The following is a 16,886-nucleotide window of genomic DNA, read 5'->3' on the forward strand; positions in this document are numbered from 1 at the left end:
AAACTGACCGGCGTCGAAATCGAGTCCGTCCGCGCGGCATAACCGTCCTCACCCGTTTCGCCAACGGGCGGGTCATCTACCCCCACAACCAGCTGCTTTTCAGCGCTCCGGATATTGAGGTGCTGCGCGCCGACGGTCTCCGCAAGCACCCCTTCCTCTTCCGTCTCGGCCCGGACGCACTCGACGAGAGCACCACCGCGGAGACCCTCGTCGAGCGCCTCGGCGACGAGCGGTTTCAGGGCCGCGCCCCCGGCGGCCGGCGGCGGACGGATCGGAGAAGATCGCCGCCGCCGACCGGCGGCAGTACCTTTGCCCGGAGTGTCAGGGGGGCTGAGGCGAAACCCTCAAGACTGTCCAGCTCGGCCCGGCGGAGTGTTCGCAGGCTCCGTCGGCACACAGAAATGCGTTGACCAGATACCGACCCGGCGGCAAATCGCTCGGGGCAAACCGACCTTGGAACCGCTGATTGCGATCGATTTGCAGTCTTTTCTCCAGCACCAAGGCATTCGGATCGCTGCCCTCATAGAAAGAGAACACAAGGCTTCGCCCACCGGACACCGGACGCGTCACCCGACCGGTGAGAACGATCGGTTCGACGCCGTGGGTCCAGTCGAGCGGAAGGGGCTGCTCCAGCTCGATTCTCGTCCAATCGCCCGACTCGAGGTGAGAGAGCCGACTGAAGGACCAGGGCGCCGCGGGTGCACCCTGCAGCGGCTCGATGGCGGTTTCGACCTGCACGTTTCCGCCGGTGGCGGCTTCGATCGAGCCATAGCCGAGCCAGGAGGTGGCCTCCGCCTTGCCCCGCAGCCGGGCGTAGTAGGTCCAGAACTTGAGTTCGTCCGGATCCAGCAGCCGGTCGCGGGACACCACCACCGTCGCCCAGCCGAGCGGGCTCGGGATCGTCGGGCCGGAGCGCGGACCATGCACCCGAACGATGTCCCGCAGGGTGCGGCGCACCCAGGCGTCTTCCAGCTCCCGGCCCTCCGGATTGCCACCATCGGCAAGCTGGCTCTGATCCTCTGCCAGCTCCACCGCCGGATTCTCGTTCTCCGGCAGCAGTCCCATCCCGTAGAGCGTGAGCGGATGGAACCGGAACGGTGCCGCACGATTGCGACGCACGGTGCGATCACCGGGCCGAACTTCGTGCTCACCGGTGAGATCGAAGGCGACCAGCGTAGCCGGCCCGCGCCACAGCGGGGCGTGGATCCAGCCTGGATCGGAGAAGGGCTCGATGCAGGCGATGGTGGTCCAGTCGAAATAGTGACCATAGTGGTGCGCCAACTCGTGCGACACGGCCTTCTGGCTCAGACCTTCGCTATCCGGGTAGAAATGCATCGCATCGAGCCCACCGCATTCCCCGTAGACCGAGGAGCAGTCGAACACCCCATCGGTGTGGCCGATGCCGTGCACCTTATTGCGTACCGCCTGGTAGAAACCGCCCCAGCGGGCGAGGTGAGGCTCGTGCGGGTACACGGCAAGCGTCGTGTACTTGCCCTTGAAGTGCTCGAAGAATCGGCGAGCCACCTCGTGGAGCAGAAGGCTCTGATCGTCCGTACCGATGCGGGACGCCCCGAAGTCCGGAATCCGCAGATTGACCAGGTGGCGGGTGAACTGGAGGTCGTGGTTCACCCGAACCACCGGTACCTCGGGTGCTTCCATCAGGGCACTGGCCGCGAACCGAAGGCGCACGCCGAAGGGGTCCGATCCACCCGGAACCGCCAGTTTTCCCCAATCGATCCAGGGACCATCCGTTCCAACCGTCCGTGCCTCAACTTGTTGGCGCGATCTCTCCAGTGACCATGAGAGATCGAACACGCTCACGACTCGGCCGCACACCGTGCGTACCAATCGGCGGCGGAGCCAGGTCGTGACGAGTCCATCCTCCTCGAAGAAATGCGTCAGCTCCGGCACATCCCCCACGACCAGCACTCCCGACAGTCGCACCTCTTCAGCGAGGTTCGCCGTCAAAATGGACGGCTCTTGCCGAAAGTAGATCGGCCCCTCGGCGAGGTGACCGCCGCCGGCACACGGATCCACCGAATCCGGGCAGACGGCAGTGTGACGCGATCCGTCTCCACACTGGTAGCCGCTGGCGGCCGAGGAGTACAGCAAAAGCCCCGCGACGATGCTCAGGAAGCGCCAGTTCATCAAGAACTCCCGCCGTCGTCGTTCTCCTCGGTCCCGAAGAGGATCGGGAAGAGTTCCGTCATGTCGCGCCGCAGGCCAATGGTGATGCGCAGGTCGTCGGCGTCCAGGCTTCGGTCCGCATCGAAGGCACCCGCAAGGTGGAGGTCCCACTTCGTGCCCGGCAGCTCGAGCACCATGGCGCCGTCGAGCTTGAAGCGGTCCATATTGCGGCGGAAGTTGTCGCTACGGCCATAGCCGATCTGGAAGAAACTGCCGTCCAGACGGCCGCCGGAATTGTCGTTGCGGAAGGCGATACCGACCGTCCAGTCGTCGAGGAAGTCGTCTCGAATCCTGTCTTCGTCCTCGGTCAGGATCGAGAAGCCCCAGCGACCGACGAAATCGAACTGAACTTGTTCGCCCGCCTGGGCCCGGCAGATCAACCTTCGGAACCACTTCGCCTCTTCCTTCTCGCGGCGAGGGGCTCCTTTCTCGTCTTCGCAGAATTCCTCCAAGAAGGCCCAGCGGAATCCGAAATGGAAGGATGCGGCCTCCGCATCGCGGATCACGTTCTCCACATCGGCGGAGCTGGCCGGCGCACTGCGCGTCTCGACGTTGATCGCCCCAAAGCGGATCTCACCGAAGCCGGAAAACTTGCGCGAGAACGCGTGTTCGAAGAGCGCGCCACCGAAAACCACCGGATCGCCGAAAGCTCCATCGTCCATGGACTCTTCCATCATCGGGTCAGGCGGCGGTTCTGCCATCATCGGGTCGTCGGCGTCGCCGTCCATCATCATGTCGCTGTCGGCCAGAAGACCGCCCCGGTAGGTCGAGTACTCGGTGCCGAAGAAGAAGTCCACCCGGTACCGGCGAACGCCGACCTTGAACGTTTGCGTGGCTTCGCAGCCCTTCGCGTCGAACACCGTTACCGTGTACTCGGTGTCGTGGCGAGGCACGTCACGTAGCCGAGTGCCCTGGATCCGGCCTCCGCCGGCGGGCGGCGGTCCGGTTGCGGCGAGCGCCCTACGCAAGCGAGCGATCTCCTTCTTCAGCCGCGCCACCTCCGCCTCCGCGTCCTCACGTTGCACGGTACTCGCCGCGATGCGCGCCGTTTGCTCCCAGCTCAGCAGCGCTCGCTCCGCCTCCAAAAGGGCCGCGAGTTCTCGTTCCGCGTGGTCGAGCCGCAGATCGGCGGTGGCCTGCTCGAGTTCGGCGTGGCGCAGCGCACCTTTCAGCTCGATCGACTCAACCTGTAGCCGGTCTAAAAGATCCTTCATTTCTTCTCGACGGACGGGAGAGATCTTCGGCTTGCTTCGAATCGCCTCCGTGAGTTCCGCGCGGCGCTGCTCGTTCTCCGCCAGCTTGTCCCGCACTTCGCAGGCCGTCTTGTCGGCACGTTCCGCACGTTTCCTAGCGGCGCGCAGCGCCTGTTCCGGGGTGGCCCGTCGAGAGGCTTCGAATGCCAGGCAGGCTGAGCCCTTTCCGCCCACGGCGAAGTGGGGCGTCCACGGCCGGTCCGCGGCTGGCTTGGCGGCCGCAGCGGACTGGTTGTTCTCGATCTTCTTCGTCTTTAGCCGATAGCCCTTGTAGCCGTCCACACCATCGACGTCCAGGGTGACGTCCAAGGCTGAACCGTAGGGGACCTGGTCGTCAGGCACTCCGACGAGTTTGAAGCTGGGGGTCTTGTTGCGCTCTACCACGAAGGGCCGAAGCACTCGACGCACCGTTGGCGAACCGTCGTCGCTCGGATACGTCTTCTCCATCATCACGTACCAGGAGCCGGGACCGAGCTCCGCCGACGGGCAGTTGCGCCACTCGGTCAGCTCGATGGGCCGGTGGACGGGTACCCCACCGCCGCCATAGGGATCATCCTCGACCCCTGAGGCGACCTCGCCTCGAAACCAGCGGAAGGTCTCGAAGCTCGGATCCGCTTGGAGCACCGCCTTGCCGGAGCACACCGCCGCCCGTTGCACGGGCCAGGATTCCCAGTTGGGCTCGCAATCGTCGCATTCCGGCGCCGCAGCTGTACCGGCACCATCTTCCGGCAGGCTCCAGAGTGGAAAGGATAGGGAGAACAGCAGAAACAGCCAGCACATCGGTCCACGAGTCTTCATCGTTCCTCCTCGAAGGGGTTCGAGAAGGAAGACGGACCGGCCGATAGAACTTCGCGGGTCGAGCCGTCCTACAGTTCTAGAAACACCCCCGCCACCTCCTTCTCGCGCAGCAGCGCGTTGAAGGCCGGTAGGTCCGACTCCCAGATGCTCTGGAGCTCAACGAGTTCTTCGTCGATCGCCGCCACCAGCTCATCCCGCACGGCGAGGGCAGCGGCGGTGGGGCGGCGGTCGCCGTAGGAGACGAGGGCGAGGACGCCGGCCAGCTTGTCGTTCAAACGGATCGGGAAGTTCAAGGGATCCTGGCGGCTGCGGTTCTCCGTCTGGTAGAGGGTCTTCTCGATCTCCTCCAGAGTGTCCGACAACTCCTCCGCCGCGGCGGTCACCCCGTCGTCCAGGCCGTCGCGCTCCCGGAGGGTCTGCAATTGGTCGCGCACCTCTCGCAGGCGACGGACCTCGCGGTGGGCCCCGGTGAGCTTGTCGCGCACCGAGAGCATGAAGTCGCGGCGCAGACGATGGTCCTCGGCGGTAGCCGAGGACCGAGGATCGGCCAGCACTTCGAAGGCGGTTTCGTCGCTCCACTCCCCCACCGTCAGGCGGGCGCGGTAGGAACCCGGCGCCACCCAGGGACCTTTGTCGAGCACGTCGTTCCAGATCACCAGCCCCGGAAAGCGCTCGGCGCCCGGATAGCGCAGGTCCCACACGAAGCGGTTGGCGCCCTGCTCCAGTTCCAGCACTTCGGCAATGGCAGGGTCGACGTCGGCCTTCGAGCCAGCGTCCTCGCCTTGGCCTTCGCTCTTCTTCGGCCGGAAGGTGCGGATGAGGTCACCGCCATCGTCCAGGATCTCGAGGCGGATTTCCTGGGTGTCTTTCCCTTTTTCTTCGGATTCGTCTTCGTTGCCCTGCTGGCCGCTGCTTTCTTCTTCCTCTTCGACATCCGATCCGGCGACGGCCTTGGGATCGTCCGTCAGCCAGAAGTGGATCACCGCGCCGTCCGGCGGGTTCGTACCCGCGACGTGCAGTTCGTCCCTGCGACCGCCAGCCAGACGATGGGTAGGCGCGGGCTGGTAGAGGCGCGCCGCCTCGGACGGCGCGGCGGCTCCCGCTTCGAGTTGTTGCAGCAGGTGGAGGTCATCGAGGATCCAGTAGCCACGTCCCTGGGTGGCGGCTACCAGGTCGCCCTCCTTCACCGCCAGATCGGTGATCGGCACCTCCGGCAGTTCGAGCTGCAGCGACTGCCAGGAGCCGCCGTCGTCGAAGGACACCCAGACGCCCCGCTCGGTACCGGCATAGAGCAGTCCCGGGCGGTCCGGGTCGGCCCGCAGAGCGCGAGTGAACTGGTCCTCGGGGATGCCACCGGTGATCTTCGTCCAGGTCGTGCCCCAGTCGAGGGTGCGGTAGAGGTAGGGCCGGAAGTCGTCCAGCTTGTAGCGAGTGGCCGCCACATAGAGGCCGCCGGGCTCGGTGGGGTGCGGATCGATGCCGTTGATCTGGGTCCACTCCGGCAGCCCCGGCGGCGTGACGTCGGTCCAGGTTTCGCCGCCGTCCCGCGACAGGTGGATCAGCCCGTCGTCGGAGCCGGTCCAGAAGACGCCCGCCTGGTGCGGCGACTCCAGGGCCGCGAAGATCGTTCCGTAGTACTCGACGCTGGTGTTGTCCTTGGTGATCGGCCCGCCGGAGGGACCCATCTTGGACTTGTCGTCACGGGTGAGATCGCCGCTCAGCGGTTGCCAGCTCTGGCCCTCGTCCTCGGTCACGAAGAGCCGCTGACTGGCGGCGTAGAGGCGGTTCGGGTTGTGCGGCGAGAAGAACAGCGGGAAGTTCCACTGGAAGCGTTCCTTGAGATCCGCCGCCCCCCAGCCCATGGGATTGTCCGGCCAGATATTGACCGCCCGCACTTCGCCCGTGCGGTGATCGAGGCGGGTGAGAAAACCGCCGTAGGAGCCGCCGTAGACGATGTCCGGGTCGTCCGGCTTGGCGACGATGTGGCCGCTTTCGCCGCCGGCGGTGGGCTCCCAGTCGCGTGTGCCGATGGCGCCCCGGCGGGCCGAACGGGAGCGGATTCGCACCGCCGAGTTGTCCTGCTGACCGCCGAGCAGGCGGTAGGGGAAGGCGTTGTCCGTCGACACCCGATACATCTGCGCCGTCGGCTGATTGGCCTGGGTGGACCAGGTTTCGCCGCCGTCATAGGAGACGTTGGCGCCGCCGTCATTGGCCTCGATCATGCGCCGCGGGTCACCGGGATCGATCCACAGATCGTGATTGTCGCCGTGCGGGGTGGGGATCTGTGAGAAGGTCTTGCCGCCGTCCTTCGAGTGGTGGAAGCGCACGTTGACCACGTAGACGCTCTCGGTGTCCGCTGGATCGGCGTAGATGCGGGTGTAGTACCAGGCCCGCTGGCGCAGGCTCCGTTCATCGTTGGTTTTCTGCCAGGTTTCGCCGCCGTCCCCACTGCGAAAGACGCCGCCCTGCTCCGCCTCGACGATGGCGTAGAGATTCTCCGGATCACTCGCCGAAACGGCGATGCCGGAGATACCCCAGGTGCCTGCCGGCAGCCCCTCGTTGCCGGTCAGCTCCGTCCAGTTCTCGCCCCCGTCGACGGTCTTCCACAGGCCGGACCCTTCTCCGCCGCTCTCCAGACTCCAGGGGGTGCGCAGCACCCGCCAGAAGGAGGCATAGAGCACCCGCGGGTTGGTGGGATCCATCACCAGATCGACCGCGCCGGCGTGCTCAGAGACATAGAGCACCCGCTGCCAAGTCTCGCCGCCGTCGTCGCTGCGGTAGACGCCGCGCTCGTCGTTCGGGCCGTAGAGGTGGCCGAGGGCGGCGACGTACACCCGATCGGGATTCTTCGGATGAATGCGGATGCGCGGAATGTGCCGAGAGTCCGTCAGGCCAATGTTCTCCCAGGTCTTGCCGGCATCGACGGACTTCCACACGCCGTCGCCGTGAGAGACGTTGCCGCGCACCGTTTTCTCCCCCCCACCGACATAGATCACATTGGGGTCCCACTGCGAAACGGAAACCGCGCCGATCGAGCCGCCGAAGAAACCGTCGGAGATATTCCGCCAGTCGGTGCCGCCGTTTTCCGTCTTCCACACGCCGCCGCCGGTGGCGCCGAAGTAGTAGACGTCGCGCTGCTGGGGAATGCCCGCGACGGCGGCGGAACGGCCCCCCCGGTAGGGACCGATCTCGCGCCATTCGAGGGAATCCAGCAGGGCTTCATCCACCGGCTGGGCAAAGGATCCGAAGGCCGCGAGTCCAGCGACGAGGAAGGCGGCGAAGAGTCGAAATCGACGGGCGGTGACCATGGCAAATCCTCCGGCTTGAGTGGTGATCGGCCATGACCGTAGCACGCCCTCGGGGCCGCGGCCAAAGATCGGCGCATGCTAGACTTTTCGTGGCTTCAACCCGGCAATTTCAAACCACAAACGGGCGTCTCGGCAGGTCGCCCACGAGGACAACGACGCGATGACGACCGAGGCGAAAGTGCAAGTAACCGGAGACGTAACCCAGGTCTCCTTCGACGGACCCCTGGTCGCCGGCAACGGGGACGCAGTGCTCCGCGACACCCTTCAGGAACTCACCGAGTCCGGCTGCCGCAAGGTACTGCTCGACCTGAGCGACGTGCCGCGCCTCGACAGCGCCGGCGTCGGTCAACTGGTGGCGAGCCATCGCCAGGCGACCCAGCGTGGGGTCAAGGTGAAAGTGGTGGGAGGATCCGGACGGGTCTGGCGGGTGCTGGAGTTGTCGGACATCCTGCCGCTCCTCGACACCTACCCCAGCGAAGCCGAGGCCCTGGCGGCCTTCGAGGGTTGATGCGGTGAGTTCCGACGCCCTGCGCCTAACCTTCCACGGCGCCGCCGGCACCGTGACCGGCTCGAAGCACCTCCTCCAGGTAGGCGATACGCGGGTTTTGCTCGATGCCGGTTTGTTCCAAGGCCGGAAGCAGCTACGCCTGCGCAACTGGGCCGAGCCCTCCTTCGACCCGGCCTCGGTCGACCATCTGCTGCTCTCCCACACCCACATCGACCACGTGGGCTATCTGCCGCGGTTGGTCAAGCTCGGCCTTTCGGCACCGGTCTACTGCACGCCGGCGGCCTACGAGCTGGCCGAGTTGATGCTGATGGACTCGGCCAAGATCCAGGAAGAGGACGCCCGCCACGCCAACCGCAAGGGCTACAGCAAGCACAAGCCGGCGCTCCCCCTCTACACCCGGGAAGACGCCCAGGCGGCTCTCGACCTGCGCCAGCGCCTCGACTTCGACGAGTGGCTGGAGCTCGGCCCGCTGCGGGCCCGCTTCTTGAACGCAGGCCACATTCTCGGGTCCGCCTTTATCGAGATCCGGGTGCCGCGCGGCGAGCGAGCCCAGGGCAAGGATGAAGTCCGCATCGTCTACAGCGGCGACGTGGGCCGCTACGACGCTCCGCTGCACGTCGATCCGGAGCCCTGTCCGCCGTGCGACGTGCTGATCATGGAGTCCACCTACGGCGACCGCCTGCACACCAGCACCTCGATCCTCAAACAGATCGAAACCCCCTTCCGGGAGACCCTCGCCGGCGGCGGCACGATCCTCATTCCGGCCTTCGCCGTCGGTCGCTCGCAGCAGATCACCCTGGTGCTGCGCCGCTTGATGAAGGCCGGGCGGCTGCCGGAAGTTCCCATCCACATCGACAGCCCGATGGCGATCAAGGCAACCTCCATCTACAGCAGCCATCTCAACGCCGACAACGTGGACGCCGACGTGTTCGAAGACGGTCGCCTCCGCCTGTTCCCGGAGGACGTTCACTTCCACCGCAGCACCGACGAATCCAAGGACCTGAACCGCCTGGACGGGCCGCGCATCATCGTCTCCGCCAGCGGCATGCTCACCGGCGGTCGCGTGCTGCACCACGTCAAGCGCCTGGCCGGGGATCCCAAAAACCTCATCACCCTGGTGGGCTATCAGGCCCACGGCACCCGAGCCCGGGCGCTAGTGGAAGGGCACCGGGCGGTGCGCATCCACGGATCGCAGGTACCGGTGCGCTGTCCGGTGCTGTCGCTCCACGGCATGTCCGGCCACGCCGACCGCGACGGCCTGCTGAAGTGGGCCGACGGCGGTGAGCACCCACCGGCGTTGGTTTTCCTGGTCCACGGGGACCCGGGACCGGCCGCGGCCCTGGCCCGTAAGATGCGCGAGGAGACCTCCGCCCGCACCATCACGCCGAGCCTCGACGAGACCTTCGATCTCACCGAGTTGCTCTCCTAGGCTCACGCGTCGGCACGCGTTGCGCTTTTCATTTCAATGATTTAGACTGCTCTCGCAGGGGCATCGCGGGGCCGCCGTCAGGCCTTGCTCGCGCCCACCCATGCTCCATTCACGATTTCAACGAAAAATACGAGGAGATTCCTATGAGCGTTGCCAAAGTCAGTGAGATTTCCGCCACCTCCACCGTCAGCTTCCAGGACGCCATCGAGCAAGGCATCGCCCGCGCTTCCAAAACCCTGAAGAACGTCAGCGGTGCCTGGATCAACGAACAGAAGGTCGAGATTCGGGACGGCCAGATCACCGGCTACCGGGTGTTCATGAAGGTGTCCTTCGTGCTCGAGGACTAGCAGAGTGCTGAAATGGGCTTCGCCCAATTTTTTCAGCGACTCTGCTAGTTGTTTCCTTGAGGGGGCTAGGCGCCCCCTCGCCTGAAGAGACTTTCAGGCTCACCCCATCCTCGGCGGCTCCGCCGCCGTCTCGTTCGGCGGCGCCCAGCCGTTCGGACTCGGAGCTAACTGCCGAAAGGGTTCTGCGTGCCCGTTCCGCAGCCGCGCAGATCGACCCCGGGGGTGTTCGCCCGCTCAGCAGGTGTGGGAATTCGAACCCTGCTCGCACTCGCCGCTCGCCAGCCCTCCCTCGTCGTTGCAGATCCTCTCCGCCACCTTGCAACAGTCCTCGAAGGTCGGCTCGGCGCAGAAGAGAAGTCCGCCATCGGTGCCGTCTTCGCACTCCACCTCGCAGCGGATTCCGGCTGGCTGCCAGGGAGTCGATTCGTGTGGCCCGGCGGGCGTATAGCTGGGTTCCCGGGCGTCCGCTTCGGTCTGGTTCAAGGGCAGCAGGACCAGGGCTAGAAGCGCTACAGCGCAAAAGGCCACAACGGTCAGGGCGAGCTTTTTCATGGCATTCCTCCGGATAGGCGTTCCGCGACCACCGCGCAACACGGTCTACCCGAAGTAGCGTGATCGCCGCCTGGACTCAATAGGGCGCAACACCGGCGGCGGTCTACGGAGACCGGTACAATCCGCCCATGTTCGGAGCCTTCCCCGTGCCTAGTCCCTCTGGACGTCCTGTGCCGGCCCAACGCACCACCCTCTGGCTGGTCCTGGGAACAGCGGCGCTCCTCGCCTTCACCCTGTTTTTCGTCGATCTCAAGCCGCGCGTTGAAGGCGATTTCTTCTTCGCCACGGACGATCCTCAACTCGCCACCGCCGGGCGCATCGCCGAACTTTTTCCGGCCGGCGATCAGGTCCTCATCCGCACCGTCGGCTCCGTCGAGAACGCCGAACACCTGGAACGTATCGAGGCGCTGAGCGAAGAACTGGCGGGGCTCGCCGGAGTCACCGGCGTGCGCAGCCTCAGCCGCGGGCCGCGGGCACCCGAGGCGGTGGCCGACAGCCCGTTCTGGAGCCGACTCCTCACCCCCGGTGGCCCCGGTGCCAGCCTGCTGGTGGTCTCCCTCGACTCCCCCGGCAGCGCTCTCGTGACCCGCATCGAAGAGGCGGTAAGGGGTTTTCGCAGTGAGGGAATGGAGGCCGAGATCTCCGGCGTGCCCTATGTCGTCGAGCAGGTCCGGCGGGCGCTGCTGCGCGATCTGGCGGTGTTCAGCAGCGCCGCGCTGCTGCTCTTCGCGGCCCTCCTCGGATGGCTCTTCCGTTCCTTGCGGCGCCTCGCCGGCACCCTCACCGCCTGCACCGCCGCCTGTGCCGGAACCCTGCTCATCCTGCGCGCAGCGGCGGTACCCATCGGCCTCCTGACCGCCAACCTGGTGACCCTGGTCTTCGTGCTGACCCTGTCGCACAGCATCTTCCTCAATGCCCGCTGGGCAACCCTGGCGAACCAGGGGCGCTCGCCGCAGGAGGCCGCGGCCGAGGCGCGTCGCTCCGTCTTCGGCGCTTCCTTCTGGTGCATGATCACCACCCTGCTGGGGTTCTTGAGCTTGCTCACCGCTTCCGCCAAGCCGCTCCAGGAGCTGGGCCTCGCCGGCGCGGTGGGAGCGACCCTGGCGATCGCGGCGGCCTACCTGATCTTTCCGCCCTTCCTGGCGGCCGCCGCGCCACCGAGACAAGCGCCCGAAGGAAATTTCGCACGCCGAAGGATCCGCCCGCGGTCGTGGCTCGCCGCCGCCGCGGTGATCGTCCTGTGTCTTGGGCTGGGTCTGGGCGTGCCGCGGCTGGCGACGGATCCCCCGCTGCTCTCCTACTTCCAGCAGGGATCTCCGCTGCGAGACGGTCTCGAAGCGATCGACCGGGACGGCGGGTCGAGTCCTCTTTCGATCGTCGTCACGCTGCCGGAGGGCAGCGAAGATCCCCGCCTCGACACGGACCTCGCCATGGCGCGACTGATCGCCGCCCAGCAAGCGTTGGAAAAGGATCCGGCGGTCGGATCGGTCTTGTCAGCAGCGCCCCTCCTGGCCGAAGCGCGCCTCACCTCGCCCTTCGCCGCCCTGCTGCCGCCGAAGGCCTTGCTGGACCTGTTGTCGACCGATTCCTACGAGCGCGTCGCTCTCTCCTTTCTGACGGCGGAGCGGGAGCGTGGCCTGTTCTTTCTCCGCATGCGAGAGAGCGAGCGCGAAGAGGAGCGACGGGCGGTGATCGATCGGCTCACCGAGAGGGTGCGCGGGGCAGAGCTCGAGCCGATCCTGGTCGGCGGCCTCTACGACCTACAGGCACAGCTCTCGACGCTGGTGCGGTCGAGCCTTCTGCGCTCCCTGTTGGTGCTGTTCGGACTCTTCTCAGTCATCGCCTGGGCGGTGTCTCGCAACCTGCGCACCACCCTCGCGATGGCCGCCAGCCTGCCCCTCGTGCCGCTGGCGGTGGTCGGCGCCTTCGGTTGGCTGGGGTTGCCCTTCGACATCATCTCCTCGACGGCCCCCACCGTCGCCCTCGGCCTGGGGGTGGACTCGCTGATTCACCTGGCCGCGGCGGCGCGGCGCTCCGCCATGTCCGATGCGCCCTGGATCGAAGCCCTCCGAGGCACCGGCCCGGCGATCCTCGGCGCGGCTCTGGTGGTCGCTACCGGCTTCACCATCTTCCTCGCGTCGAGCTTCCCGCCCACCCAGCGCTTCGGCAGCGCCGTCGTCCTCGGCACCCTGGTGGCGGCAGCGGTGGCCCTGTGGGTGCTGCCGCGCTTGGCGGTTCCCCTTTCTTCTCGCCGGCGCCGGCCCACGGGGGCGCGTTGAGATGGAAACCGATTCCGATCTGACCGAGTTGCTTCGACAGTGGAGCGGCGGTGACCGGCAGGCGGCACAGGAGGCCTTTCCGCAGATCTACCAGGAGCTTCGCCGCCTTGCGCGGTCCGTCTTTCGGCGGGAGCGGTCCGATCACACGCTGCAGGCGACGGCGATCGTTCACGAGGCCTATATCCAACTCGTCGAGCAGGGCGGAATCGTGTGGCGCAGCCGCTCTCACTTCGTCGGGCTGGCGGCCCACGTGATGCGTAGAATCCTGGTGGACCATGCGCGCCAACGCGGCCGACTGAAAAGGGGTGGGCAGGCGATGCGGGTGACCCTCGCCGAAGCCCAGGTGCTCGGCATGCCCTCCGCACCGGATGTGATCGCCGTCGATGACGCTCTGACCAGCCTTGCGCGGATCGACCCACGCAAGGCCTCGATCGTCGAACTACGCTTCTTCGGCGGCCTCACCGCCGACGAGTCCGCTCAGCTACTCGGCGTCTCCTCGGCCACCATCAACCGCGAATGGCGGAAGGCGAGGGCCTGGCTCTTTCGCGAAATCCGGCGACCCTCCCCCGGTGGCCTAACGGAATCCTAGTTAGCGGACCTCTCGAACACGTTGCCGCCAAGGTCTACAAAAGTCGCGTTGCCGCTGCGATGTCTGTCTCCGACGAAGGTGCTCTCCGTCGCGCGCACCGCGGCGTTGCCCGTCAGGTGAAGGGCGGCTACACCGGCTTCGATGACGCTGTCGACGATTTCGACTTCACCGTTGCCGGAGACCTTCACCACCACCGAGCCCGCCGCAATGGTGCTGAAGCGAATCACCGCAACGCAGCATGCCCCCGATACCGACCAACGTTCCTTCGATCACCGCACCGGCCAGCGCTGCGGCCTCGTCGGTTTTGATGGCAACCCGACCATCGGGCGTCACCTCCACCTTCGAACCACCCACCGGATGGTGGCCTGCGCAAGGGAATCTACCAGCGCCGCGACGGCGGCCAGGGTGAAGATCCTAGGACTCCAATCAGGCATCGCCATTTTCGAACCCTCCCGGGGTAGGGCCGCCCACGCTGAAGTGGGCGGCCCTACCCCGGAATGCGCCTTCCGGTCAGCAGAATGGGTCACCTCCTAGCCATCAGGACTCATCGCGGTTCAAAGGTGAGGATCAAGGACGGCGCGTAGATCGAAGATTCGTCGCTCGAGAAGCCGAGGGCGTGCTGATCGGTGGAGGTGGTCAGACCGAAGGTCAGCACATCACCGCCCTCGATCTCGGCGCCGGTCACGTCGATTTCATGCCATTGACCACCGGCGAGGGCTCCCGTCGCCCCCAGGAATTGAAGCCCCAATGCGTTCTGATCCCAGTTTTCCCAGGTCACGCCCGCCTCGGTCCACTGGGTTCCGTCCACCCGGTAGAGGCGCGCCTCCGGCACGAAGGTCTTGACTCGCATTCGCAGGGTCGCCGAGGTGACGGAGCCCGTCAGGCCGGCGGGGCGGAATTCCAGGAAGGCGAATTTGCCCTGATCGCTGCCCCCGGCGCGGATACCGAGAACAGGTTCGGCACCGAAATTGGCGTTCGGGGCAGCCTGTGAGGTCCAGGAGTCGGCGATCGGTTGAAAGGTCCGGGCCTGACCGCTGCCGGTGGTGACCGTCAATACCGGACGCGAAGCCGAGGCCGGCGCCTCGCGGCTCCAGAATTCGACTCCCTCGCTGTCGGCGGTAAAGGAAGCGATACCGAAGGTCACCGAGCCGTTGCCGGGAACCGCCGAGGTGACGTCGAAGTCCGCGGCGAACGAGAGATTCTGCAGGGTGTCCACCTCCGTCAGAACCAGGCCATTGCGATCCCAGTTGTCCCAGTTGACCGATCCTTCGCTCCACTGCGTATTGCGCACCCGGTAGAGCGCGGCTCCCGGAATCGCTGGCCCCAGGGATCGCAGCCGAAGGCGAGCGTCGAGCACCTCACCGACGCTCGCCGGCACGACAAACTTGAGGAACGAATGACGGGTACGGCCACTCTGCCCGCCGCGGATGTAGAAACTACCCGCGGCGCCGAAATTCCGATACCGGTCGGCACGGTCAACGAAGGAGTCGTCCACCGCCGGCAGATTCATGGTGGTGGTGGCGATCCCGCGAGACCCGCGGTCCGGCAGGCTGAAGCCGCTGATGCCGGTTTCGTTCCGAGCACGGACCCAGTAGTGATAGACCTGTCCCGGACTGGCGCTGAAGTCGCCAAAGACTGTCCCGATATGGCCAAATCCAATGCGTTTCGCCCCACGAACATCGCTACCCGTATGGCGCCAAATCTCGTAGTCGATGGCTCCCGGCGAAGCGTTCCAGGTCACCCGAACCCGATCCGTGAAGGTGCCGTCGCTGGCGCCGACCGCGGTCGGCGCCGGCGGCGCAGAGACACAGGTGAGTGCCTTGGGGGAGCCCTGTAGCGCTGACAGAGCTCCGGTCGGCGTGCCGTTGGAGTTGAGATCGCGGGCGTAGGCCCAGACCACCTCGGGCTGGCCGGTGAAGAATGCCGAGGGTGTCGGCAGGCTGAAGCCGTGGGCTCCGACGTCCGGCCGGAGCTTGTCGGCGAGGACACTGGCGGCCAACACCCCTCCGGCGCCCAGGCGGCCACGGTAGATATCGACCTGAACCGGCGCCGCCGTATCCGAGTCGCGGGCCCAACCACTGAGGGTCGTGCACGATGAGGAACCTGCGAGGAAGCCCTCGGCCCCATGGCGCACGAGGGTCAGCGCCACTCCGGCTTGGGGCCGCCAGGCCGAATTCGGCGGCCGAGGCACGGTCGACACTCCACCACCGGTGACGGTGCCCGAAGCCAGGACCGTTGCCGCTCTTCTGACGTCATACCAGACATAGTCGTAGTTCCCCTCCGGGAGTTGGATCTGCACCGCCGGACCGCTCGCCGATCCCGCCGCGTCCCAGAAGTAGACGAGATACTGGGAGCCCGGGTCGGCCAGCACTTGCCAGTTGCCCGGCGTGGGTCCCGCTTGCACCAGCGAGTCGTATTCTTGGAGCGCCCCATCGACGGGCGACATCTCCCAGAACCGCAAGCTCTCGGCAATTCTCCTCAGGGCCCGCGCGCGTTCCGCCGCCGCCCGCCAGGCGTTGCTGCCGATGTGCTGAGGCACGTCCTCATAGAAGGAGTAGTACCCCCCGGCAGTCAGCATCGCCCAGGCGGCGCGGGTCTCCTGATCGAGCAGGGCGCTATTGAGCGAACCATCGTCGTTGAAATAGCGCCCCCCCTCATTGAGCCACAGCAGTTTGTCCGAACCCTGGAGATTCACCGGAGAAGAGTTCGGGTCGGCACCTCGCAGCAGGTCCGAGATTCGGTTCGGGCTGTAGTTGTAGAAGTGGAAGTTGAGCGCATCCACTCCCGGGTAGGAGGCATAGTGAACGGCGCCGGTGGTGTTGGCTCCCGAAGCCTGCTGCGCGTGAACGGTCACCAGATTCGAGGTCTGGGCGTCGACCCGATCGATCCAGTTTCTTTGCCAGGCGATCTCCATCGCCCCGTTCGCGTCCGCGCCCCGGCTCCTGAGCAGGGGGAATTCATTGCAGATCTCGAAGAAGACGTTGGAGTAGCCGCCGAGCTCGTCGATTGCCTTGGTCACCAGCTCCCGCTGATAGTCGCGCAGGGACTTGCCGGAATGGGAAGTCCCGACGTGATCCAAATGGAAGAACTCCGGAATCAGCGTCCCCCGAGAGTTCGGCTCGAAGACGCCGTTGAGATTCTGCGTCTCGTTCCAGGCATTCGGACCCCAACCGGGCAGTCCCACCCAGTGGTTGGCCCGGCCCAGGTGGGTGGGAGCGAAGAGGGTGACCTCGACGAGGATGTCCGGTTGCGCCGCCTCGACCAGCGCTCTCATGCGCGACCAGAAGGCAGGGTCCCACTGTTCGAGATCCATCTTGCCGCCGACGACCCTCCACGGATACAGGAGGCGGTCGTCGTAGTAGTTGTAGAGCCAGATCCTCAGCTTGTTGACATCGTAGGCGCGAAGCTGGCCGAGCTTCGCCCCGAGATCGATGCTCGGATCGGCGGCGAACTGCTGTGAGTCCCAACCGACGACGTAGCGGTACTCGCCGTCGAGGGTCATCCAGCGACCATCGCGCCCGAGTTGCGGCTGCGCCGTGGCGACGGCCGGCAGCAAAAGGATGAGAACAACCAGGAGGATCGGGGCGGTTCTGCGAGAAGTTGGATCGTTCATTCTGCCTCCACTTGTCGATGTCG

Annotated in this window: 11 protein-coding genes; 5 read left to right on the forward strand and 6 right to left on the reverse strand. The window is 66.0% G+C overall.

Annotated features, from left to right (window positions below; translation table 11 throughout):
• Nucleotides 1-321: 321 nt before the first annotated feature.
• The 3 genes from AAF481_13160 to AAF481_13170 all read right to left on the reverse strand — a co-directional run bounded on the left by AAF481_13160 (nucleotide 322) and on the right by AAF481_13170 (nucleotide 7,546).
• The gene (locus tag AAF481_13160) at nucleotides 322-2,148 is read right to left on the reverse strand and encodes a hypothetical protein (GenBank protein MEM7482118.1); all 1,827 of its coding nucleotides are present in this window, start codon (nucleotides 2,146-2,148) and stop codon (nucleotides 322-324) included.
• Entirely contained in the window at nucleotides 2,148-4,238 is a 2,091-nt protein-coding gene (locus AAF481_13165) for a hypothetical protein (GenBank protein MEM7482119.1), read from the reverse strand. Before AAF481_13165 ends, AAF481_13160 begins: the two co-directional genes overlap by 1 nt.
• A 68-nt stretch (nucleotides 4,239-4,306) precedes the next feature.
• Nucleotides 4,307-7,546, reverse strand: a complete 3,240-nt coding sequence (locus AAF481_13170; GenBank protein MEM7482120.1) for a glycosyl hydrolase — start codon at nucleotides 7,544-7,546, stop codon at nucleotides 4,307-4,309.
• 160 nt (nucleotides 7,547-7,706) lie between these two features.
• Here AAF481_13170 and AAF481_13175 point away from each other — a divergent pair, with 160 nt between their 5' ends.
• The 3 genes from AAF481_13175 to AAF481_13185 all read left to right on the forward strand — a co-directional run bounded on the left by AAF481_13175 (nucleotide 7,707) and on the right by AAF481_13185 (nucleotide 9,830).
• The gene (locus AAF481_13175) at nucleotides 7,707-8,054 is read left to right on the forward strand and encodes an STAS domain-containing protein (GenBank protein ID MEM7482121.1); all 348 of its coding nucleotides are present in this window, start codon (nucleotides 7,707-7,709) and stop codon (nucleotides 8,052-8,054) included.
• 4 nt (nucleotides 8,055-8,058) lie between these two features.
• Entirely contained in the window at nucleotides 8,059-9,483 is a 1,425-nt protein-coding gene (locus AAF481_13180) for an MBL fold metallo-hydrolase (protein ID MEM7482122.1), read from the forward strand.
• A gap of 143 nt (nucleotides 9,484-9,626) precedes the next feature.
• Entirely contained in the window at nucleotides 9,627-9,830 is a 204-nt protein-coding gene (locus AAF481_13185; GenBank protein ID MEM7482123.1) for a dodecin family protein, read from the forward strand.
• Nucleotides 9,831-10,064: 234 nt separating this feature from the next.
• Here the strand turns inward: AAF481_13185 and AAF481_13190 are convergent, their stop codons facing one another.
• Entirely contained in the window at nucleotides 10,065-10,382 is a 318-nt protein-coding gene (locus AAF481_13190; protein MEM7482124.1) for a hypothetical protein, read from the reverse strand.
• A 170-nt stretch (nucleotides 10,383-10,552) separates the two neighbouring features.
• Here AAF481_13190 and AAF481_13195 point away from each other — a divergent pair, with 170 nt between their 5' ends.
• Together AAF481_13195 and AAF481_13200 are read left to right on the forward strand one after the other, a co-directional pair.
• Nucleotides 10,553-12,661, forward strand: a complete 2,109-nt coding sequence (locus tag AAF481_13195; GenBank protein MEM7482125.1) for an MMPL family transporter — start codon at nucleotides 10,553-10,555, stop codon at nucleotides 12,659-12,661.
• Between the two features lies 1 nt (nucleotide 12,662).
• Nucleotides 12,663-13,250 (forward strand): sigma-70 family RNA polymerase sigma factor, encoded by a 588-nt coding sequence (locus tag AAF481_13200; protein ID MEM7482126.1) that lies wholly within the window; start codon nucleotides 12,663-12,665, stop codon nucleotides 13,248-13,250.
• Here AAF481_13200 and AAF481_13205 read toward each other — a convergent pair.
• Together AAF481_13205 and AAF481_13210 are read right to left on the reverse strand one after the other, a co-directional pair.
• Nucleotides 13,247-13,477, reverse strand: coding sequence for a hypothetical protein (locus AAF481_13205; protein MEM7482127.1), 231 nt, complete (start codon nucleotides 13,475-13,477; stop codon nucleotides 13,247-13,249). The two genes, AAF481_13200 and AAF481_13205, sit on opposite strands and share 4 nt — an antisense overlap.
• 317 nt (nucleotides 13,478-13,794) lie before the next feature.
• Entirely contained in the window at nucleotides 13,795-16,863 is a 3,069-nt protein-coding gene (locus AAF481_13210) for a DNRLRE domain-containing protein (GenBank protein ID MEM7482128.1), read from the reverse strand.
• Between the last annotated feature and the right edge of the window lie 23 nt (nucleotides 16,864-16,886).

It is taken from the genome of Acidobacteriota bacterium (assembly GCA_039030395.1).
GTDB lineage: Bacteria > Acidobacteriota > Thermoanaerobaculia > Multivoradales > JBCCEF01 > JBCCEF01.